Origin of the sequence: Halobacillus sp. A5, from assembly GCF_024189315.1 — a bacterium.
Classification (GTDB): domain Bacteria; phylum Bacillota; class Bacilli; order Bacillales; family Halobacillaceae; genus Halobacillus_A.
The window spans coordinates 177,341-198,376 of the sequence record NZ_JAIZEO010000006.1; the positions used below are offsets into that span (position 1 = coordinate 177,341).

At 44.4% G+C, this 21,036-nt stretch carries 21 protein-coding genes; 5 read left to right on the forward strand and 16 right to left on the reverse strand.

Translation table 11 applies throughout. From position 1 onward, the window contains the following. Positions 1–55: 55 nt before the first annotated feature. Positions 56–721, forward strand: a complete 666-nt coding sequence (locus tag LF822_RS20970; RefSeq protein ID WP_253926052.1) for a type 1 glutamine amidotransferase domain-containing protein — start codon at positions 56–58, stop codon at positions 719–721. Between the two features lie 133 nt (positions 722–854). After that, entirely contained in the window at positions 855–1,706 is an 852-nt protein-coding gene (locus LF822_RS20975) for an STAS domain-containing protein (protein WP_253926053.1), read from the forward strand. Positions 1,707–1,714: 8 nt separating this feature from the next. Here the strand turns inward: LF822_RS20975 and LF822_RS20980 are convergent, their stop codons facing one another. The 9 genes from LF822_RS20980 to LF822_RS21020 form a co-directional block, all read right to left on the reverse strand. Continuing rightward, a complete protein-coding gene (locus LF822_RS20980; protein WP_253926054.1) occupies positions 1,715–2,839 on the reverse strand; it encodes an NAD(P)/FAD-dependent oxidoreductase in 1,125 nt (374 codons plus the stop codon). A gap of 179 nt (positions 2,840–3,018) precedes the next feature. After that, the gene (locus LF822_RS20985; protein ID WP_253926055.1) at positions 3,019–3,618 is read right to left on the reverse strand and encodes a class D sortase; all 600 of its coding nucleotides are present in this window, start codon (positions 3,616–3,618) and stop codon (positions 3,019–3,021) included. A 72-nt stretch (positions 3,619–3,690) separates the two neighbouring features. Continuing rightward, positions 3,691–4,155, reverse strand: coding sequence for an LPXTG cell wall anchor domain-containing protein (locus LF822_RS20990; RefSeq protein WP_253926056.1), 465 nt, complete (start codon positions 4,153–4,155; stop codon positions 3,691–3,693). A gap of 154 nt (positions 4,156–4,309) precedes the next feature. Then, entirely contained in the window at positions 4,310–5,263 is a 954-nt protein-coding gene (trxB, locus tag LF822_RS20995) for a thioredoxin-disulfide reductase (RefSeq protein WP_253926057.1), read from the reverse strand. A gap of 16 nt (positions 5,264–5,279) precedes the next feature. Next, entirely contained in the window at positions 5,280–7,025 is a 1,746-nt protein-coding gene (gene arsA, locus LF822_RS21000) for an arsenical pump-driving ATPase (RefSeq protein ID WP_253926058.1), read from the reverse strand. An 11-nt stretch (positions 7,026–7,036) separates the two neighbouring features. Continuing rightward, positions 7,037–7,390: an arsenite efflux transporter metallochaperone ArsD gene (gene arsD, locus LF822_RS21005; RefSeq protein WP_253926059.1), complete on the reverse strand. Its 354-nt coding sequence runs from the start codon at positions 7,388–7,390 to the stop codon at positions 7,037–7,039. Positions 7,391–7,445: 55 nt separating this feature from the next. Continuing rightward, complete coding sequence (gene arsC, locus LF822_RS21010; RefSeq protein ID WP_253926060.1) at positions 7,446–7,868, reverse strand: arsenate reductase (thioredoxin); 423 nt, start codon at positions 7,866–7,868, stop codon at positions 7,446–7,448. Between the two features lie 166 nt (positions 7,869–8,034). Continuing rightward, the gene (locus tag LF822_RS21015; protein ID WP_253926061.1) at positions 8,035–9,330 is read right to left on the reverse strand and encodes an arsenic transporter; all 1,296 of its coding nucleotides are present in this window, start codon (positions 9,328–9,330) and stop codon (positions 8,035–8,037) included. A gap of 10 nt (positions 9,331–9,340) precedes the next feature. Further along, entirely contained in the window at positions 9,341–9,688 is a 348-nt protein-coding gene (locus tag LF822_RS21020) for an ArsR/SmtB family transcription factor (RefSeq protein ID WP_253926062.1), read from the reverse strand. A 271-nt stretch (positions 9,689–9,959) separates the two neighbouring features. Here LF822_RS21020 and LF822_RS21025 point away from each other — a divergent pair, with 271 nt between their 5' ends. Continuing rightward, positions 9,960–11,171, forward strand: a complete 1,212-nt coding sequence (locus LF822_RS21025) for a threonine synthase (RefSeq protein WP_253926063.1) — start codon at positions 9,960–9,962, stop codon at positions 11,169–11,171. 37 nt (positions 11,172–11,208) lie between these two features. Here LF822_RS21025 and LF822_RS21030 read toward each other — a convergent pair whose 3' ends face one another. The 3 genes from LF822_RS21030 to cydD form a co-directional block, all read right to left on the reverse strand. Continuing rightward, a complete protein-coding gene (locus LF822_RS21030) occupies positions 11,209–11,841 on the reverse strand; it encodes an SIMPL domain-containing protein (RefSeq protein ID WP_253926064.1) in 633 nt (210 codons plus the stop codon). A gap of 187 nt (positions 11,842–12,028) precedes the next feature. Next, positions 12,029–13,744 (reverse strand): thiol reductant ABC exporter subunit CydC, encoded by a 1,716-nt coding sequence (gene cydC, locus LF822_RS21035; RefSeq protein WP_253926065.1) that lies wholly within the window; start codon positions 13,742–13,744, stop codon positions 12,029–12,031. Next, entirely contained in the window at positions 13,741–15,471 is a 1,731-nt protein-coding gene (gene cydD / locus LF822_RS21040) for a thiol reductant ABC exporter subunit CydD (RefSeq protein WP_253926066.1), read from the reverse strand. Before cydD ends, cydC begins: the two co-directional genes overlap by 4 nt. A 190-nt stretch (positions 15,472–15,661) precedes the next feature. Here cydD and LF822_RS21045 point away from each other — a divergent pair, with 190 nt between their 5' ends. After that, on the forward strand, positions 15,662–17,452 hold the full coding sequence (locus tag LF822_RS21045) for an LTA synthase family protein (RefSeq protein WP_253926067.1): 1,791 nt from the start codon (positions 15,662–15,664) through the stop codon (positions 17,450–17,452). A gap of 41 nt (positions 17,453–17,493) precedes the next feature. Here LF822_RS21045 and LF822_RS21050 read toward each other — a convergent pair whose 3' ends face one another. From LF822_RS21050 to LF822_RS21065, 4 genes are read right to left on the reverse strand one after another with little or no spacing between them, the layout of a single operon-like run. After that, positions 17,494–18,501 (reverse strand): Gfo/Idh/MocA family protein, encoded by a 1,008-nt coding sequence (locus LF822_RS21050; protein ID WP_253926068.1) that lies wholly within the window; start codon positions 18,499–18,501, stop codon positions 17,494–17,496. Positions 18,502–18,518: 17 nt separating this feature from the next. Then, positions 18,519–18,962 (reverse strand): hypothetical protein, encoded by a 444-nt coding sequence (locus LF822_RS21055; RefSeq protein ID WP_253926069.1) that lies wholly within the window; start codon positions 18,960–18,962, stop codon positions 18,519–18,521. A gap of 15 nt (positions 18,963–18,977) precedes the next feature. Further along, on the reverse strand, positions 18,978–19,409 hold the full coding sequence (locus LF822_RS21060) for a VOC family protein (RefSeq protein ID WP_253926070.1): 432 nt from the start codon (positions 19,407–19,409) through the stop codon (positions 18,978–18,980). 41 nt (positions 19,410–19,450) lie between these two features. Beyond that, positions 19,451–20,395 (reverse strand): MBL fold metallo-hydrolase, encoded by a 945-nt coding sequence (locus LF822_RS21065; RefSeq protein WP_253926071.1) that lies wholly within the window; start codon positions 20,393–20,395, stop codon positions 19,451–19,453. Positions 20,396–20,539: 144 nt separating this feature from the next. On the opposite strand from LF822_RS21065, the gene LF822_RS21070 reads away from it, so the two are divergent. Next, positions 20,540–20,899 carry a hypothetical protein gene (locus tag LF822_RS21070; RefSeq protein WP_253926072.1) on the forward strand — a complete coding sequence of 120 codons (360 nt, stop codon included), beginning with the start codon at positions 20,540–20,542 and terminating at the stop codon, positions 20,897–20,899. Positions 20,900–21,036: the final 137 nt, after the last annotated feature.

Below are 21,036 nucleotides of genomic sequence, written 5' to 3' on the forward strand. Positions count from 1 at the left end.
TGAATTCGAGGGAATTATCTGGAATAAAACCAAACCCTTTCAGGAGGTCTTTTTCATGTCTAAAAAAGTATTAATGGTCGTAACTAATCACGACAAAATAAACGAAGACACACCTACCGGCATCTGGCTGTCCGAATTTGGTGAAGCATATAATGAATTTAAACAACATGGTTATGAAGTAACTGTAGCAAGTCCGAGGGGCGGTCAATCGCCAATAGACCCTAACAGTGTCAGCGATGATGAGCCTGCGGAAATATTGGATACGAAAGAGCATTTGGAGAACACCGTACCGCTCGAATCAATCTCCGCTGAAGCATTCGATGCCATTTTTCTGCCTGGCGGACATGGTACAATGTTTGATTTCCCTGATAATCAGAAGCTTCAGCAGCTGCTCCGTGATTTTTATGAAGCCGATAAAGTCGTTGCAGCCGTTTGTCACGGACCTTCAGGGCTGGCGGGTGCCACCCTTACGAACGGAGAGCCGTTGGTTAAGGGTAAACGAGTTAACGCATTTACAGATTCAGAAGAAGTCGATACTACGCTTGATCAGCACATGCCCTTCTTACTAGAAAGCAGGCTGCGTGAATTAGGCGCTGAATTTCTTTCCGGTCCAAACTGGTCCGAGCATGTAGAAGTGGACGGCCGTTTAATCACCGGTCAAAATCCCCAGTCTACTCTGGCAGTGTCAAAAGAATCCATTAAACAATTAAACCAATCCTAAAGTAAAACCGGTGCGATCGTCCGCACCGGTTTTTATTTATTAGAAATCGAAATCGTTTAAAGGTCTTCAGCATTTTGGTAATATTATATTATGAAAATATCCTCTAACTAAAATGATAAGGAGCCGCCTTTTTATGAACATGAGTGACTTAGAATACGAGTCTGTTGAACAAGCAGCGAACGAATTATTAGTACATATAAGTGAGTTTATAGGTGTGAATACAGTCTACATTGCAAAAAAAGAAGAAGATTATATGCAGGTAATGGATGCCTACAATAAAGGTGAGCAAATTGTTGATTCCGACTTACAAGTCGATTATGACTCCTCCTACTGCCAATATGTTATTTCGTCCGACGATGCTCACTTTAAGACGTTTAACTTAAGCGAGGATGAGGCTACGAGTCACATGAAGCTGGCTGAGGAACTTGGTGCAAAAGCATTCATGGGGGTTAAGCTTTACGATAAAGATAACCAGGAGTTTGGTACATTGTGCGTGCTGGATACGGAAGCGAAAGAATTCTCAAACCAGGAGATCTCATTTCTACAATCTATTGGGAAGATGTTTAATTTCATCATCAACCTCGATCAAACTCAGCAGCAAGTTGACCTTTTGTCGACACCTATTGTTCCTGTTACTGAAGGAGTCGCTGTCCTTCCCATCGTAGGGTATATGAGTGAAGATCGTTCGTCCCAGCTCTTAGGCAATATTCTACGCCAGGTACAACAGAATGAATTAGATTATTTTATTTTAGATTTATCAGGACTTGTCACATTTAACAACCTGTTTATTAACCATCTCATGAACATTATTGATTCCTTAGAATTAATGGGAGTGAAGGCTGTAATTACAGGCATACGGCCAGACATGGCTATGGCACAGGTGAAACAAGGCGCGAAGTTTAAAAATATAATTATAGCCTCTAGTCTAGAGCAGGCCCTGCAGCGAATTGGGTTTACGCTCATAAAAAATGAAGCACAGCGATAAGCCATGCTTCATTTTTTCTTTGCTAAAGCCAGTTCAATCCGGTAATGCTCCGGCTCGAGTTCCGTCGCCTCCCCTAATACCATCCGGGCTAATTCCGCTCCAATGAACGGGCCGGAAGTCAATCCTGAGGCTCCAAGTCCATTTGCTAAATACAAACTTTCATAATTCCGCAGCGGTCCATAAACCGGCAGAGAATTAGGCGTAAATGGACGGAAGCCGACTCTTGTTTCCTTGAAAGTAGCTTTCGCAAGGCCGGGAGCTACTCCTAAAACTTTATGAAAAATCTCATGCAGACCTCCAGCGGTTATTCTAGAATCAAATTTTTCTTTCGTTTCATGTGTCGCCCCAACAACAACCCGGCCCTGATCGAATGACAACAGATATTTATTAGTCGGCGGCATGACGACAGGCCAGTGTGCAGTCTCTATATCGGGAAGTTCGAGGTGAACAATTTGAGCTTTTTGCGGATGAACAAGAAACTCTTCCCCAAGCGGAAGTACAAGCTCTTTCGCCCAGGCACCAGCGGTAACGATTACTTTCTCTCCATATAATGTTCCGTCAGCTGTATTCACTCCTACTACACGCGAATTCTCTACTTTCAGTTCAGCATCTCCTTGAACAAACTCAACCCCTCTTTTTTTAGAAGCGCTTATTAGAGCGTCCCGCAAGGCTCTTCCGTCCACCTTGGCCGCTCCACTTATAAAAATCGAGCTGTAGCTTTCATCTAACGGCGGAAACATTTCTTTTGTTTCCTCAGGTGACAGCTTTTGAATTTCGCCCATTTCTGGAGCTGCTTCTCTACGTTCAAGAGCCCGTTCCATCATTTCATTTATTTTTTCTTCTTCAGTATGAAGACGTAGAGCGCCAACCCTTTGATAACCAGTTTCTATCTCGCCATCTGCTTCCAGTTCTTTGATTAATGAAGGATAGTATCGTGCTCCACCTTTAGCTAATTTATACCACGCTTTATTCTTGCGCTGGGAGAGCCACGGACAAATGATCCCTGCCGCGGCATCAGTGGCCTGGCCGGTATCTTTGCGGTCGACTACTGTAACTTCAGCACCTGCTTTAGCTAAATAATAAGCAGTGGAAGCCCCGAGAATGCCTGCTCCTACTACAATATATGATTTCAATCCAGAACACCTTTTCTATTTTGAATTTTAGTTCCGCATTCATTTTACAAGAAATAAGGAGTTTTTTCTATCTGGGGGAGGATTTGCGGATAGACTTACAGGAAAAAATTATAGAAGGAATTCAATGCCGGCAGCCCTGCATACAATAAGCACTGTAGTTCAAGAACCTACAGTGCTGCTTACTCTGCTTTTACTAAATCTGCTTCTACAATATAACGGTAAGGTGCATCACCCACAAACTGAAAGGGGTAACAGGTTGAAATGGTCAGGCCAGCCTGATCCTTCTCTACTACAACACTTTTGTCATCCTCTTCCACAATGAAAAGCTCTCGGATTTGATAAGCATATTCTTTACCTTCGTAATCCACATAAATAAGATCGCCAATTTTTAAGTCTCCCATTTCAGTAAAAACCGTATCACGGTGGCCGGACAGAAGAGTGTGTCCGTTCTCTTCCGGTGTGACGGTCCATTCACTCTCATGCATTCCCACTCCCTGAGTTAATGTCTCTTCGTCTGTTCCCCAGTATACGGGATACTTCTGCTCAATGGATGGTATTTTCAACTCAGCCATTTCCTCTCCTTTTTCAAAATTATTCTCGACGTCTTCGTTTGGAAGACTCTCTGAATCGAGGACTTTATCATCATATTCCAGGTAATCATTAAGCTCACTTGCACTCATAGACTGGATAACCTGACGCTGTTCCCACCATTCATACCCAAAATATGCGACAATTGATAAACCGGCAGCAATCAGGATAATGCCTATTTTTTTCCTCATAACCAGACCTCCATAGAAATGAAGGCAGGCGGATTTAAAGCCTGCCTCCTTTAGGGATGGGGAATTAAATGATTAGTTAACTGAATTCTTACGAAGGAACAGCACGCCGGCACCTGCAAATAAAGCTCCCATGACTATCATAAGCGGGTTGTTGGTAGCTGTATCCGGCAGTTCCCCTCCTTCTTCCTCAGAAGACCCGCTATCACCTCCATCTGAAGCAGCGGATTCATCAGAATCCTCTTCATCAGCTTCTTCTGAAGTTGAGTCATCATCTTCAGTTGACTCTTCCCCATCACCTCCGTCGTAAACCCCATCTGTTAAGTTTTCACAGGGCTGTCCGTCACTGTCGCGGTCGAGATCATCAGGATCATTGTTCTCGGAATAATCGTGGTCATTCCAGAACTCCATTACTTCTTCGCCTGTTTCAAAATCATCACAATTCATATCCCCATTGTGGTCCGCAAAGACCGGGCCGGAACCTAGAAAGATGCCAGCCAGGAAACCTAGACTGCATAAAACCATCAACAGCTTTTTCATTGAAAAATACCCCTTTTAATGAAATTTTTCCCAACACCCCTATATAACGTCATAATACAGCAATATAGTTAGTAAGTATACACAAAAACAGAATTTTCTGATATTTATACAACAAAAAAACATGAGTTCTTTGAAAGAACCCATGTTTTAAACTTTAGGAAAGGGTTTGACTCCAATCAATAACGGCTTCCCCTTCTAAGAACCGCTCCGTGTCCATCGCTGCCATACATCCTGTCCCTGCAGCTGTAATCGCCTGGCGATACTTCTGATCCTGTACGTCCCCACATGCGAAGACGCCTGGAATGTTTGTGTTCGTTGTTCCGGGTTCAACGAGCAGGTAACCTTTCTCGTCCATGTCCAGCTTTCCTTTAAGGAATTCTGTATTTGGATTATGACCGATGGCAACGAAAATCCCATCCGCGTCAATGAGCTCTTCTTCCTCGGAATCAGAATCCTTCACTTTAAGTCCTGTAATCTTCATTCCGTCTGAAATCATTTCAACAGGCTTCTTATTAAGCGCCCAGGTTATTTTATCATTCGCTTGAGCACGATCCTGCATTATTTTAGAAGCGCGCAGCTCGTGACGGCGGTGCACCACTTGTACTTCATCAGCGAATTTAGTTAAGAAGTTGGCTTCTTCCATAGCAGAGTCTCCCCCGCCTATAATCAATACTTTTTTGCCGCGGAAGAAGAAACCGTCACACGTAGCACATGTACTGACGCCTTTGCCGATATTATCCTTCTCTCCTGGAATATCGAGAAGTTTAGCTGAAGCTCCAGTAGAAATAATAAGTGACTGAGTCTTTAATTCGCCAAGACCGTTCACATTTAATGTAAAAGGACGCTGATCAACATTTACATCTGTCACCCAGCCTCTTTTAAAGGTAGCTCCAAAACGTTCGGCCTGTTTTTTCATGTTATCCATTAGTTCCGGTCCCATAATTCCATCGGGAAAGCCTGGGAAGTTCTCTACTTCTGTCGTTAAGGTAAGCTGACCTCCGGGTTCCGGTCCTTCAATAACGAGCGGCTCCATATTCGCACGCGCCAAGTAAACAGCCGCAGTTAATCCAGCGGGACCTGTTCCTAAAATGATTGCTTGATGTGGCATCAATAATTCCTCCTTTTTACAAACCTGAAGAGTTAGATGGTGTGCTCCAGGGCAGTACAGCAACTTGATATCTCTCTTCCATTATTCGTCTGATCCATTTACTTTCTTCTTGAGCCTTCGCCTGTAATAAAGGATCTGCTGTTGGAGAGGCAAGGAAAGATTGATTCATAACCCACCAGCCCGGATGCAGTTCAGCTCTCCGCAAATCCTCTTCCAGCCGCTCTGCTTCATATACAGGTGTAGCTTCAGGGAGAGTAACAATACATATTCTTGTATACGTCTCATCCTGAAGGGTCGGCAGCAGCTTCCTTACTGAATCAGGTACATTTCCTGTCGTTCGTTCCAATTCCTTATGATAAGACTGTGCAGCATCTAATAATAATAAAGTATGCCCTGTTGGAGCAGTATCAATCACGATATAATCTTCGTCGGAGTAATCAACAATATCAGCGAAAGCGCGAAAGACAGCAATTTCCTCTGTGCAAGGTGAATCTAAATCCTCTTTTAGAAAATTCAACTCTTCCTCATTTAACGTATTACCCGTTTCAGCAAGTACTTTATCCTTATACTTTTCCGTCTCCGCTTGAGGGTCGATACGGCTGATGGTCAGTTGTTCCTCATCATAGTCAGTGAATAATCGGCTGAGGTGGTCAGCTGGGTCTGTAGTGGTTAAATGAACCCTGTACCCTTTTTGAACTAATCCTTTGGCAATCGAAGCAGCCGTTGTCGTTTTACCGACTCCTCCTTTACCCATAGTAAAAATCAGACCTTTATTCATCCTTGCAAAATCATCGACCATCTCCTGTAATCCCTGGGCCTCTTCAATATCAAATGCCTGCTCATCTTTTGTGCTTGATATTACATTCCCCTGCATCCACTCACGTAATGAATCCACACCTGTTAAGGATAACGGGGCAAAAGGAAGCTCATATGTTTTTAAGGCTTTCAAATGAGACGACAGCTGCTTCAGAGCTCGCTGCTGGGTATTGCGAAAGCTCATAGAAACCTCGTCCCCTTTGACCACAGGCTGTGAGATTAATCCGTTTATTATTAAATGCTGGTTATATATACCAATCTCTCCCAGCTCCCTGGACGAGCGGTCTGCTTCATACAAGGCCGTATCATCCGGACGACTGACAAGAAAGAGAATTGTTTTCTCTTCGCTGGTTAAGCTGCGGATGGCCTGATCATAGATCTGCTTCTTACCAGCTAAAGAAGACATCGGTCCGAGACAGGAAGCTCCGTTCGGATGATCTTCCATAAACCCTGACCAAGCCTGCGGAAGCTGCAGCAAACGTAGAGTGTGGCCTGTAGGAGCCGTGTCAAATACGATATGGTCGAATTCTTCATGCAGCTGCTCGTCACTTAAAAATGTAGTGAACAAGTCAAAAGCCGCAATCTCAGTTGTACACGCACCTGACATTTGCTCTTCCATTGAAGCAATGACGCTGTCAGGAAGCTTTCCTCTATAGGGAGCGATTGATTTCTCTCGATGGTCTCCCGCCGCTTCTTCCGGGTCAAGATTGGCTGCTGCCAGACCCGGAACCCCCTTGAGGAACCGTCGCTCATTGGTGAGTTTCTCCCCAAAAACATCTTGTAAATTAGAGGCTGGATCCGTACTAATAAGCAGCACCTTTCTGCCTTGATCGGCTAAAGAAACAGCCGTGGCACAAGCAGTGGAGGTTTTACCCACCCCGCCTTTCCCTGTAAAGAAGAGAAACCGGGGGTATGTTTGCTTCGTAGGGTCGAACACTTCATACATAGGAATGCTCCTTATTCGAGAATCGTAAATAGAGATTTAGGTTGAGCTGAGAATTTAGCTTTTTCAATTCCTGACCACGTGGAGAACTCCTCTGCCGTTGGATATTCCCCTGCTTTTACTATTTTCCCGTCAATCATCACTAATGGAAGAGCCTGATCTCCCCGTTCATCAAGTTGTTTTCGAACTACCGGATTTTCTACGAACTGCTGCGGCTCTGTTGAAAGATTGTAGCGTACAGCTTCGATCCCCTCTTTTTCCAAAACCCCGAGGTTATAGGCGACCTTCGTCAGTTCAGGGTCTACGCTTGGTCCGCAGACACCTGTGGAGCAGCACATTGCTGGATCAAAGATTTCAATTTTCTTCATATCTAAAAACTCTCCTTTTTTAAGAAAAGCCGAGAGAGTCTCCCGGCTTTATGATTTATTCTTTATCTTCAGCAAACTTCTGAATGCGGTCGCTGATTTGATCCCGCACTCTTTGGAATACAGCCCACTTCTCTTCATCTGTGCCTTCTGCTTTAGCGGGATCATCAAATCCCCAGTGGAAGCGTGTGACATGCGGCGGAGTCATCGGACATTTATCATTCGCGTCACCGCAAAGAGTAATGGCAAATGCGGCATTATTCAAAATGTCAGGATCAATAATGTCAGAGGTTTGATCGCTGATATCGATATCAACCTCATTCATTGCTTTTACAGCTTTGGGGTTTAAGCCATGTGCTTCGATTCCGGCGGAGCGAACGTCAAACTCATCTCCAAGATATTTTTTGCCAAACCCTTCAGCCATTTGGCTGCGGCAGGAGTTTCCTGTACATAGAAAGTAAATTACTGGTTTGTTAGACATATTACATTTCTCCTTTTTAAGTGATATTTAATGTTCCCGGCAGGTCTTTCCCCAAGCAAAGGTTCCATCGAATTAATTTCAGACAAAGGACCGCGGGAAGCGATTCGTTTCCAAACGTAACGGATTCGGGTTATTGAATACTGTCAACGTCCTATTTAGAGTATCATTATATAATCAGCAGCCATAAATACAGACCGACTAACGTAATAAACAGCGTTGGGACAGTAAGCACAAGTCCTATCTTAAAATAATAGCCCCATGAAATCTTTACCCCTTTTGTAGAAAGGACATGCAACCATAACAATGTAGCCAGTGAACCAATAGGTGTGATTTTAGGTCCTAAATCAGAACCAATCACATTCGCATAAATTAATGCTTCACGCATCGTGCCTGACGTGTTCGTCTCCGCAATCGCCATCGCATCAATCATAACAGTCGGCATATTATTCATCACAGACGACAAGATCGCGGCAATAAAACCCATCGATACCGTAGCAGTAAACATACCCTGGTCAGCTGTGTATTGAATTAAGCCGGCCAATACATCGGTTAAACCTACATTTCGCAGCCCGTAGACGACCACGTACATCCCAATCGAGAAAAACACGATCGCCCAGGGTGCTCCTTTTACAACAACGGCCGTCTCGACTGCAGGACTCCGGCGTGCCATAAATAAGAAGAAGATGGCTACGATTCCGGCGATAATGGATACCGGAATTCCAAGCGGCTCACTCGCGAAGTAACCAACGAGCAGGACAGCCAGAACACCCCAGGAGAGGCGGAACATCTTATGATCCAGCAATGCCTCTTTTGGTTGTTTTAGGTCACTTAACTTATAATTTCCCGGAATATCTTTTCTAAAGAAAATATAAAGCACTAGAATACTGGCTCCGAGTGAAAAGAAGTTTGGAACAATCATCCGTGAAGCATATTCCGCAAATCCAATTCCAAAGAAATCCGCCGAAACAATGTTCACTAAGTTACTAACGACAAGCGGAAGAGAGGTGGTATCGGCTATAAATCCGCTCGCCATTATAAATGGCAGAACCATTGTTTCTTTAAAATTCAAGTTTCTCACCATCGCAAGTACAATTGGCGTTAAAATTAGAGCCGCTCCATCGTTCGCAAACAATGCAGCCACGACAGCCCCAAGTAAGGTGACGTACACAAACATTTTTGTACCGTTCCCTTTAGCGACCCTGGCCATGTGAAGGGCAGCCCATTCAAAGAAACCTATTTCATCGAGTATGAGTGAAATAATAATAATCGCGATAAAGGCAAGCGTAGCATTCCACACAATATCGGTTACCGCAATGACATCTTGAAAATCCACGACTCCGACAATGAGAGCTAATATTGCTCCCCCGCAGGCCGACCAGCCGATCCCTAAGTTCTTCGGCTGCCAAATGACTAATAATAATGTAAGTAAAAATATAACTGTAGCTAAAATTGCTGAGACCAAGTGAATCCCCCTATGAATCGCACTGAATGCGCAAACCTGCCTGCTCCAATGCATGTAATTTTTCTATCTGATCCGGGATCTGTTCTATAATCTGTTGAACGATCGGGTACGTTGCATGATCCTTATTTAATGAGTAATAAATCCACTGCCCCTTCCTCTTCTCTTTCACCAAACCAGCATCACGCAGTTTGCGCAAATGCTGACTGACGGAAGGCTGGCTCATTTGCAGTACCTCCACAAATTCACAAACGCAGCACTCTCCTTCGCTGATTAAGCCGATAATCGTTAACCGTGTTTTATCACCTAACAGCTTCAGCGTCTGTGCAGCTGTTTCTAAATCGATAATAGTTTTTTCCATAACCTCACCTCACTCATCACTATATAAGCATATGCTTATATATGCAAGTCTAATGCTTAAAGTTTCTTATTAATCTGCCCCCAACACATAATAATATACTTATATGCTAATGTATACAGCTGGATTGTTAAGGTTTTGTAAATCAAATTCTATTATTCTATTAATAGTAGAGTTCGATAGATAATTATGCGGTCCTAAACAAACGTTTGATTAATAAAAGATAGAGCAGTATGATACGCTTAATTTACATTTTATAGAGGAGGATATTTCATTGAAATATAGTTATGTATCTCACTTGTACTGCCCAAAATGTTCGAAAACGTACTCTGCTGAAGAAGAGAATCACTTATGCACCTGCGGCTCGCCTCTTCTCGTTGAATACAACCTTGATGAGCTAGCCGTCCACTTCACTCCGGACGTTCTTAAACAGAGAGCACCCGATTTATGGCGTTACCATGAACTATTACCTGTCCAGCATAAGGAGAACGTAGTCAGCCTGGGCGAAGGAATGACTCCGTTGGTTGATTTTCCCTCTCTCGGAGAAGATATGGGCATTCCGCGTCTGCTTATGAAAGATGAAGGCGTGATTCCAACCGGGGCTTTTAAGGCACGAGGGGCTGCTGTTGGAGTTTCAAAGGCAAAAGAGCTCGGTGTGAAGGAACTGGCAATGCCGACTAACGGTAATGCTGGAGCTGCCTGGTCGCTTTACGCAGCACGAGCCCAGATGAGTTCTACTATCATCATGCCGATTGACGCTCCAAGTATTACAAGAAATGAATGTGCCCTCTCAGGAGCTAATTTATTTCTCGTTAACGGCTTAATCAGTGACGCCGGAAAAATTGTAGCCGAAGCTGTAAAGGAAAAAGGATTATACGATGTCTCCACTTTGAAAGAACCTTACCGGATAGAAGGAAAGAAAACGATGGGAATTGAACTTGCAGAACAGCTGAATTGGCAGCTGCCTGACGTTATTCTTTACCCCACTGGCGGCGGGGTCGGGCTGATTGGTATTTATAAAGCCCTCCAGGAGCTTAAGCAATTAGGCTGGATCTCCGCAGAGCAAAAAATGCCGCGTCTTGCAGCCGTTCAGTCAGAAGGCTGTGCCCCGATTGTGGACGCATGGAAGAAGGGTGAAAAGGAATCAAGCTTCTTCGAAAACTCTGAAACGATCGCCTTTGGCATTAACGTGCCTAAAGCGATTGGAGACTTCCTTGTACTTGATGCGATCTATGAAACAAATGGCTGTGCCATTGCTGTAAAGGATGAGGAACTCTTAGAAGAACAGGAGCGTATCGCCCGATTCGAAGGCTCGTTTGTCTGTCCTGAGGGTGCTGCTGCCTTTCTTGCTGCGCGTAAGCTGAGGGAGGATGGCTGGATTAAGGAAGAGGAGCAAGTCGTCGTTTTAAATACAGGTGCAGGCATCAAATACCCGGACACGGTGGATATTGAAGTCCCTACCCTGGAACCTGGAGACTCTATTTAAAATTTGAGGAAGCCACAGACACACTCTGTGGCTTTATTCATGCGAAAAATTGAAACTGAACTTCGACAGCTGCCTCAATTTGCAGCTCTCCCGGCTCAATGGGAGTGGCACTGGCAAACGTTCCAGCCTTAGCCAGCGGAACGGCGTTTTCCTCCCCGCGTTCGATGACTTTGATAGGCGATGGATCGAGTTGAAGTCTCATCGCCTGTGCCATAGTCACCGCTTTTCCATAGGCATCCCGCAAAGCTTCCGATAAAGCCTGCTGATACAACATATCAGGATTTTTAACAGAAAAAGTGATACCCGACACTTGATTAGCTCCACTTTGAACGGCTGAATCTACAATAGCTCCCGTAAGAGGGATATCTTCGATCGTAATGGATACTCGATTGGTTACTTGATAGCCCCTGAAAACCTGCTGTCCGTTATCATAATCGTATCGTGGCACCACCGAGTATTCGACTGTCTGGATCGACTCTTCCGGAACCCCCATTTTCACAATTGATTCGATTACCTGCTGCATCACCCGGGCATTATCCTCCTGCACCTCCCTAAGCTCCCGTCCTTCAGTCATCACCCCTAATTCAATCGTGACCATATCAGGCTGCGCCTTTACCTTCCCGGTTCCGCTGACTGTCATGACCCGATTGCGTCTAGTCGTTGGATACATTAAACGGCCCCCTGTTTTGTTTTCGCCCATAAAAGATACAAAACAACCCATAAATTTCAAAATGCGCCCACAACCGTAATTTTTCGCCCATAAAACCTAATAATCACCCATAAACCACTCGTAACCGCCCATAACCAGTCTATTCCTCCCACCAAAAAAGCAGAACGACGACCGTCGTACTGCTTCCTTATAGAAACACGCTTTTCTCAATCTGTTTCATCTCATAAAAGTAGCCTTGTCGTGCCATAAGTTCGTCAAACGTTCCTGTTTCCACCACTTTCCCATGGTCCATTACGATGATTTGATCCATTTTTTCCAGACCAGCCAGGCGGTGGCTCACGAGCACTACCGTGTCATCGGCCGCTTGAGCAAACAACTCATCATATAGCGCCTGCTCAGTCAGTGCGTCCACCGAAGACGTCGGCTCATCAAGCAGCCATAAATGCTCACCCTTAAGCATAGCCCTGGCAATCGCCAGTCTCTGCTTTTCCCCGCCGGACAGGTTCTCTCCACGTTCGAGCACTTCATCCTCCAGGGAAAAATGTTCGAGCTTTACTTTTTGCAGTACTTCTGTGAGGAGTTCAGCAGGCACCCCGTCACAAGCGAGCTCTAAGTTATTCCGTATCGTTCCGTAAAAAAAGTGATTTTCCTGCAGAACCACGTTCGTGTGAGCCCACAGATCCTCACGCTCCATACTTTCGACATTCACCCCGCCAAGGTGAATGTCACCCTCGTACACAGGGTGGATTTTTAACAGCAATTGCAGCAGGGTCGATTTCCCTGATCCGCTGGCGCCTACTACAGCTGTCTTTGACCCTTGAGGAATGTGCAGATCCACACCTTGCACAGCTGCATAGTTTTCCCCTTTAAAAGCAAAGGTGACATCCGTAAACCTGACAGAAGGTGCTTGCTCTACAGGAAAGTTCACAGGAGCTTCAGGCTCTTGATATGGTTCTTCACGCACTACGGAGAATAATCGTTTTGATGCACGTCTGCTGTCTTCTAAATGCACTGGAAAAACGGCCATTGGGGTGGCATTTTCAAATACAGTAAGCGAGACCATTACCAGCATAGCCAGGAATATACCGTTTAACTCACCTTCCACTACAAGCCAGGCACCCAGCCCCAGCACAAACCAGGAAATGAATAATGAAACCATCGTATTCATGGAGTGACTTAAGGTGGAGTGCAGACCCTCCTTCTCCTGCTCCTTCACATAATTACGGGAAGCCAGGAGAAGCTGACTTTCTTTCTCCTCTGCCTTTTGATAAATTTTTAAATCACGGTAACCATAAAGCAATTCAGCGGCCTCGGTGGAAAGCTCGCCTCTTCGTTCACGCACCTGGGTATTCAGACGCTTCTGTCTTACGGCAAATACAGCAGGTATGATTAAGCCGGTGAGCAGCAGTCCAACAAATAACACAATCGCTAAAGCCACCGAGTAGAACGTCGTAAACACAATGGTACTTAAAAATACGATAACTAATACAATCGGTGGATAATACACCCGCAGGAAGAAATTCTGCAGGCTTTCTACATCTCCGACTATCCGGGAAAGTAAATCTCCGCTTCGATATTTTTGAAAGATCTGCGGGGCGAGTGGTTCGATTTTGTTGTAAAAGGACACACGCAGATGACTCAGAATCGTAAACGTCGCCCGGTGGGAAAAGTATCGTTCGGCATAACGGCTGACTGCCCTCGTAAAACCAAATAACTTTAGAACCGCTATAACTACCGTTAAGGCGTATAATGGGGGAATAAAAGCAGCACGTGATATTAAATATCCACTCGATGCAAACAAACCTACGGCAGCAATTCCGGCTAAGAACCCAAACAATATGGACAGTAGAATGTCTTTTCTCTCAAGCATGACCAGCTTTACCACTGTACGTAAATCATTCATCGCGCCTCCCCTCCCTGCTGGACAGCCACCATGTCCCTATAGTAAGTGACCCTTTGGACCAGCTCTTCATGGGTTCCTTTTCCAATCAGACGGCCTTCTTCAAGCAGCAGGATTTGATCAGCAGATTGAATCGTGTGCAGCCTGTGCGCAACCGTTATGACCGTTGATGATCGTGACAATTCCTCCAGGGATCGCTGGAGAATTTTTTCGGTTTGAAGATCAAGTCCAGTTGTTGGTTCATCGAACAATATAACAGACGGACGCTTTAAGAAAGCCCTGGCTAAGGCAACACGCTGCTTTTCCCCGCCTGAAAGCCCGCGCCCCGCTTCCCCAATGGCTGTTTCATACCCATTTTCCAGTGACTCAATAAATTCGGCGATTCCTGCTTTCTCAGCCGCTTCAACCACTTCTTCCCTAGTAGCCTCTTTTGAACCCACAGCGATATTATCGGCAATGGTTCCTGAGAATAAATAAGGGTGCTGTGAAATAAAGCTCAGACGATCAAACCATTGGTGTTCCTCATACTCAAACAGCGATTTCCCATTTACTTTAACTTGCCCTTCTTCAGGCACCACCAACCCCGCAATCATATGGAGTAGAGTGGATTTCCCCGAACCTGTGCGCCCGACTATCGCGATCTGGCTGTGCGGTGGAAAGGATACACTCAAAGGGTGAAGTACAAATCCTTTATCGTTATAGCGGAAACTCGTTTCCTCAAGTTTAACGACCGGCGGAACATCGGACTTCTCTAATGAAGTATGACCCCACTTTATACGCATCGAGTCTGCTTCTAACTCCTCTGTCACCTTTTGAGCAGCTGCCATACTTCCTCTCCCTGCATGAAAAGCACTGCCAGCATCCTTTAACAATTGATAGAATTCCGGAGCTAAAATTAAAATGAAAAAGGCAGAAAAAAAAGTGATACTTTCATATACAACGAGACGAATGGCAATTTCCATCGCAATTAAACCTATGCTGAGCATGGAAATAAACTCCAGCATCAAAGAGGATACAAAGGCTACCTTCAGTACTTCCATCGTAGCATCGCGGAACCCGAGACTGCTTTCTTCAATCAGCTCTCTCTGCTTCCTCGCTCGACCAAACAGCTTTAACGTAGTTAAACCCTGCAGCGTATCCAAAAAGCTCCCCGAAAAAGCAGCCAGTTTCTCCAGCTGTTCTTCTGATTTTTTCTTCGTCATCACACCAATCAATGCCATGAAAAAAGGTATAAACGGCGCGGTAATGAGCATAATTAATCCCGAATAGATGTGTTGAGTGAACACCGCAGCCAAAATGATGACAGGGACTACAGCCGTTTGAATCATTTGAGGAATATAGCTGCTGAAATAACTATCTACATCATCGACGGCATCCATCAGCACGCTTACTTTTCTTCCTGACTGCCCCTGCATCGATGCCTGAACAGGGTTCTTGGAATACTTACTTAATAGAGATTTTCTATAATCACTTTTTGCGATCGATGCCAGCTTTACACCTGAACGTCCTGAAAAGTAAGTAAGTGCCGCCCGCACAGCAAGTACTGCTAACAAACCAAACAGTAAAGGTATGACAGATTCAAACGATACATTATTTAAAAAAACACCTTCAATAACAGTAACGAAATAATAAGCCTGTCCTATAATCGCCGCTCCCATTAAAAGCGATGTGCAGATAAGCGTAATTATGATCGACCGTTGTGAGAAAGCGATTTGTTTTAGGTGCTTCATAAGGAATAGCTCCTATCTAAAAATTCAATTCGTGAAATGTTTCACATAGTGATTATATTATAGAATACTGCTTTTTGTGAATCGTTTTGTTTACTTATCTCCATTCTATCAAAAGGATCACTTTTATATTCGAGTCTTCTGCCGACTCTTGAATACGGAAATCACTTACGATAAAGGACGTGTGTTCGATTTGACCCGCTATATATGGTTTGCACTGTTTACTCTGGCCGCTTTTTTAAAACTTGCCGCTGTTAGTCACTACCTGCTTGAGAATATCTCCAAAGGGGCATTGTTAGTTTCATTGAGCTTCTCCCTGCTTATCTTCAGCCTCATGCTGCTCATGAAGAAATATCACCTATGGTACGGAGCCATTGTTTCTTTAGGGCTCAGCTTTTATTGCTGGTCCTCTTATTTGTATATGGACTATTTTCATACCCCGTTCTCTTCCTATGTAGCTTTACAAACATCCAACTTATCCGGCATGTCAGAAAGCATATTCAGCCAGATGGCGGGATGGCACATTGTATTCTTTACGGATCTTGTTTTATTTTCCGGATGGATGGTGTACTTAAAATGGGCAGGATCTCATGCTCCAGCAGCTTTAACACGCAGCGTAAAGCTTTTTGCCGTGGTCCTTGCTGCAGCTGTGCTTTTCTTATCGCTCAAGCCGATATCGATGCAGATGAATGGTAAAGGGCATCTATTACTGAAAAAATACACCTCCGACTCTCATTTAAGTAACTACGGTGTCATTGGGCATCAAGCGATCGACTGGATGGAATTCTTAACTTCCCAGCAAGTTCTTGAATTGTCAGCGGAGGAGAAAGAAGAAATTAACGCCCTTCTTGATAATGAAGACCGCGTCACACCCAGAGAAGATCCGTTGTTAATGCCTGGAATATTTGAAGACAGAAACTTGATCATGATTCAATTTGAATCCCTTCAGCAGTTTGTAATCGGCGAGAAAGTAAACGGGCAGGAAATCACTCCAAATTTGAACCGTTTAGTTGAAAACGGACTCTCATTTGAGAATTATTACCCTCAAACAGCTGAAGGAAATAGCTCAGATGCCGAGCTGCTTACTTTCAACAGCCTATACCCTTTAAAGGAAGGAAGTACTTTTTTCCGCTACCCTGCAGTGGATTATCCATCGCTGGCTAAGGACTTTAAGGACTCAGGCTACTCAACGGCTGCATTCCACGGTGATGAGGGGACGTTCTGGAACCGTGATGCTGTATTTCCGTTCATGGGGTTTGACCGTTATTATGACATTTCCAATTATAGGGATACCAAAAAGCATGCCTTAGGTATGGGGCTAAGCGATGAAGCCTTCTTTGAGCAGACAGCTGAACATTTAATGAAGCTTCAGCAGCCCTATTTATCCAGTCTTATTACACTAACATCCCACACGCCATTCTTATTACCTGAAGAAGAGAAATTAATCGATACAGGAGATGTGAAACATACTGCGCTCGGAAATTATTTTGAGAGTATCCATTATACCGACCACTATTTGGGCCGGTTTCTCGATCGTCTCAACAGCAGCGGACAGCTTGACGAAACTGTAGTTGTCATTTACGGAGACCATAACGGAGTATTTAAAGAATCTAAAAGTGAAGTAGAGGAATGGATCGCCTCCGACATTTCAGAAGACCAGTGGCGGACGGAGTACTCTTCTGTCCCGTTTATCGTTGCAAGCCCTTCCTTAAAGAACCCCTTAAAGGTTAAGGACATAGCTGGACAAATTGATGCGGCTCCTACGCTCAGAGATTGGTTCGGCCTTCCCGAACATCCTACAGCTCTCGGCCATAATATCAACCGTTACAGGAATGAAGACGTCTTCTTACTGAGAGGGGATTACGGGGAACGTATCGTTATTCAGCCGGACGGTCAAGTGACTGAATACGAGCCTGATCATTTAAATATCTTAGATGTATCAGAACAGCTGATCAAGTCTAATTTCAATCACTCTTCAGACTAGCTGACCTGGAGCCCTGCAAACATAAACAGGGCTCCTCTTTTTTATCTTCTTTTAAGGTCATTTACGTCAATTCTGGCCCCGTTCACTTGAGACAGTGCTGCCGCTTCATTTACGAGCGTAAGCTTAATGGCATCTTCTTTAGTGATGGCAGGCGCTTCTTCCCCTGCAATAGCTTTGCACCACTGTTCCATAGGCATTGGCTGTTTTGCCGGGAGCTCAGGAAATACCCAATGATCACTCTCGAATTGAGTGCTTTTTATGCGTACCTCTTTTTGTTCTATGAGCAGAGTACCCTCTGTACCATACACTTCGAGTTGAAATGGGCTGCCTGAAGAAACAAAGCTTGTTTCCAGTACGCCAAGCACCCCTTTTTCATATTCAACTAACGCAACTGCCTGATCATCCACGCCCTCGTGGAAAACAGACTGAAGCCGTGCAGTTACTGCGACAGGGTTGCCTGCTAATCGGTTTGCCAAGTATATCGGGTGGGCACCAAGGTCAATAAATGCCCCGCCTCCGGTCTTTTCCCTATTATAAAAATGCTGAGGCAGCCACCCATCCGGCTTACCAACTGTAGCTACAGCCCCGTTATGAGCGACACGGCACCGGATCATTGTCACTTGACCCAACCAGCCTTTGTCGACAGCCTGCTGAGCATATAAATAATAATCTTCTGCTAATCTGGGCAGTGAAATCATAAACTCTACACCAGACTTTTCAACCTCGGCAAGAATCTCATCACATTCTTCTACAGTTAATGCCAACACTTTCTCTGTAAAAATGTGCTTCCCATGCTTCGCCGCCTGTATAATCACTTCCTTATGATCAACCGTAGGAGTAGTGACAATCACACCATCAATCGACGGATTTGATAACACAGCCTGGAGATCCGCTTCAAACGGAACATTCAACTCTCGCCCCCGTTCTTCTCCTCTGGCCCGATCTTCATCCCAAACCATTTGAAGTGAAATATTCTCCTGCTCCACCGCCTGTTTGGCGTAGTCTGCCGCATGTACATGCCAATTGCTTAACAACGCTGCATTTATCATATGGACCACCCTTTAACCTATGTATTTGATATCGTAATTCTTTCGCTTAAAGTCTGTCTAAGCTCTTTATAATCTTGTTCCTCTAACCAGTCTGTATGGATTTCCTGCTCCTGGCCATCCCTCAATTTCAGAAGAATAAGGTCTTCCATATCTGACATTTTGTCCACCTTCTCATATTCTACCGATTTTCTAGGCAGAACCGTTCCTTTGTCAAACGTCATCCGCTCCTCTTCTAATCGAACATAATCCTTCTCTGGCATACGAAAATATCCAACCATCTGCCATACGCCGCTGAGTAAGATAACTGCTGCAAGAAAAACAAGAACAGAGGGCAGAGTATCATTCACAGCTTCGATTAAAAGAAAGCCGGCGCTTGAGATAACTCCCCATAACGACCCCCATGCTTTCTTTATCCATTTTTTATTGGGAGCATAGGGATAGTTTTTATATACAAAGTTCATTTTTCCCACCCTTTTTTATGGGATGATCAGCATCTCATTCTCATCAAACTCCCACATTTCTCCATATGCAACTTCCCAATGGTATCCATCAGGATCGGCAAAGTACCCGCTGTAGCCTCCCCAAAAAACTTTCTGAGCAGGCTTTATAATTTGAGCTCCGGCTGATTCAGCCCTGTTCATAATTTCATCTACTTCCTGTTCAGACTTCGCATTGTAAGCTAAGGTAATTCCGGAGAACCCGCTTCTCTCCGGCGGATGTGCCTCATTGATATCCTTGGCCAGTTCTTCTATAGGGTAAAGGGCTAATTTTGATCCGGGGTTTTGGAAGAAAATAATCTCTGGATCGTTCTTTGTCTCCGAAGTTGCGAAACCCATCTGATCACGGTAGAACTTAACAGATTCTTTCATATCCTTCACTCCAACGGTAATCAAATTGACTCTGTTCACAGCTCATTTCTCCTTTATTTATGCAAGGTAAAGCTCTAACCTTACCCTTGCTTATTTAAATAATCGATCAATCCCATAGCACACACTTCAAAATCTAATTCAAGCACTTCATAAACAGGGTGGTCGTCAGGAATTTGAAAGCCTCGAAGATAGCTGCTCACTTTGTCGTGAAGACGTTTCTTAACACCTTCAACCCCCTCTCCTTTGTTACAGGCCATTTCCCCGGCCTCTACAAACTCAGGTATCCAGTCCAGAACTTGGTCCAGCGCCTGATCCGGTTCCTCTGATTTTCCAAAGTGTCCAAAGTAAATGCGTTCTAAATTCAGTCCTTTAAACCGGTGAATAGACTGTTGCATGGCCTCTGGATCAAACTGGTTTGGTGAAGTAGAAGGCAGGTAAAATGTGATTCCTTTATCCTCTGTCTGATGGTAACGGATTCCCGCAGTGTCTCCAGTAAATAAACCGTTACTAACTGGATCGTAAATACCTAAATGATGTTTGGCATGACCGGGCGTATCCAAAAATTCAAGTGAACATCCCCTGCCAATTTCTAAAGTATCACCATCCTCTTTTACTATCAGTTTCTCTTCATCTATTGGGAGAACCGGGTCAAACAACTCATTGAATGCATCACCATATACGGCTCTGGCCCCATCTGCTAACCGAGCGGGATCCGCTAAATGACGCTTCCCTCTCTTATGTACAATCACTTCTGCTTCCGGACATTCCTTAATAAGCAGACCGGCCCCGCCCGCATGATCCAAATGAATATGAGTCAAAATAATGTAACGAACGTCCTTTGCGTCGAACCCCAAATCAGCGAGTCCCTCAAGTATGCGAGGCACTGAAGGACTTGGCCCTGTTTCCACAAGTGTTAAATGATCTTCGTTAATCACATAAGTGCCCGTACGCCCCGGTACACCTAAATCAAAACCATCGATTAAATGAATGCGGTTGTCAAGATGAATTGGATCTTTTTTCTTCAACTCAGATCACCTCTTTACTAGTCTTGCTTCTAGTTTACTAAATAATGGATGGTTATGTAATTGATAATGTCGTACAATTCTGTTTTTTGATTTTGTCACACTTCTGAACTGGGTGCGTATCATGAGTTTGAGGAGTTGATGAACATGACAGAAAACCGGAATATGTATTCCCCGTACCAACAGCAGATGAAGCCTACTCATCACCAATGCAAGAAGTATAAATACTATCACGTAATGGGAACGACAGAGGACGGCAACTCATTCGATGGAATTATTATGGATGTAAATGATGATGAAGTAGAAATGATGATGAGTGAAGATGTTATGGTCGACGAAAACGGAAATGCAGAAGATGAAAGCAGGCAGTTTTACGGAGGTTACGGCAGAAGGAGAGCACGCCGCTTCCGAAGAACAATTCTTCCCCTGGCTGCGTTAACTTCATTATTACTATATCCATACGGCAGACCGTATTATCCTTACTACCCTTATTATCCTTATTATTAATTGCTGGAGAGGGAACACTCACCCCCTCTTCTTTTTGCTTTTTACTGCCATTCGGGGACGTAGATGCACCTCGCTAATATAACCCGGACTCTGAAATCATAATGGAACAAAAAACTTATAATAGAATAATAGAAAAT

Coding starts and splice junctions, on each gene's coding strand:
- LF822_RS21020 (WP_253926062.1), bottom strand. CDS start 9,688: ATGGAAAAAACTATTATCGATTTAGAAACAGCTGCACAGACGCTGAAG.
- trxB (WP_253926057.1), bottom strand. CDS start 5,263: ATGCCACATCAAGCAATCATTTTAGGAACAGGTCCCGCTGGATTAACT.
- LF822_RS20990 (WP_253926056.1), bottom strand. CDS start 4,155: ATGAAAAAGCTGTTGATGGTTTTATGCAGTCTAGGTTTCCTGGCTGGC.
- LF822_RS20985 (WP_253926055.1), bottom strand. CDS start 3,618: ATGAGGAAAAAAATAGGCATTATCCTGATTGCTGCCGGTTTATCAATT.
- arsC (WP_253926060.1), bottom strand. CDS start 7,868: ATGTCTAACAAACCAGTAATTTACTTTCTATGTACAGGAAACTCCTGC.
- LF822_RS20970 (WP_253926052.1), top strand. CDS start 56: ATGTCTAAAAAAGTATTAATGGTCGTAACTAATCACGACAAAATAAAC.
- LF822_RS21050 (WP_253926068.1), bottom strand. CDS start 18,501: ATGATAAATGCAGCGTTGTTAAGCAATTGGCATGTACATGCGGCAGAC.
- LF822_RS21030 (WP_253926064.1), bottom strand. CDS start 11,841: ATGTATCCAACGACTAGACGCAATCGGGTCATGACAGTCAGCGGAACC.
- arsA (WP_253926058.1), bottom strand. CDS start 7,025: ATGTATGAAGTGTTCGACCCTACGAAGCAAACATACCCCCGGTTTCTC.
- LF822_RS21070 (WP_253926072.1), top strand. CDS start 20,540: ATGACAGAAAACCGGAATATGTATTCCCCGTACCAACAGCAGATGAAG.
- LF822_RS20975 (WP_253926053.1), top strand. CDS start 855: ATGAACATGAGTGACTTAGAATACGAGTCTGTTGAACAAGCAGCGAAC.
- cydC (WP_253926065.1), bottom strand. CDS start 13,744: ATGAATGATTTACGTACAGTGGTAAAGCTGGTCATGCTTGAGAGAAAA.
- LF822_RS21055 (WP_253926069.1), bottom strand. CDS start 18,962: ATGAACTTTGTATATAAAAACTATCCCTATGCTCCCAATAAAAAATGG.
- arsD (WP_253926059.1), bottom strand. CDS start 7,390: ATGAAGAAAATTGAAATCTTTGATCCAGCAATGTGCTGCTCCACAGGT.
- cydD (WP_253926066.1), bottom strand. CDS start 15,471: ATGAAGCACCTAAAACAAATCGCTTTCTCACAACGGTCGATCATAATT.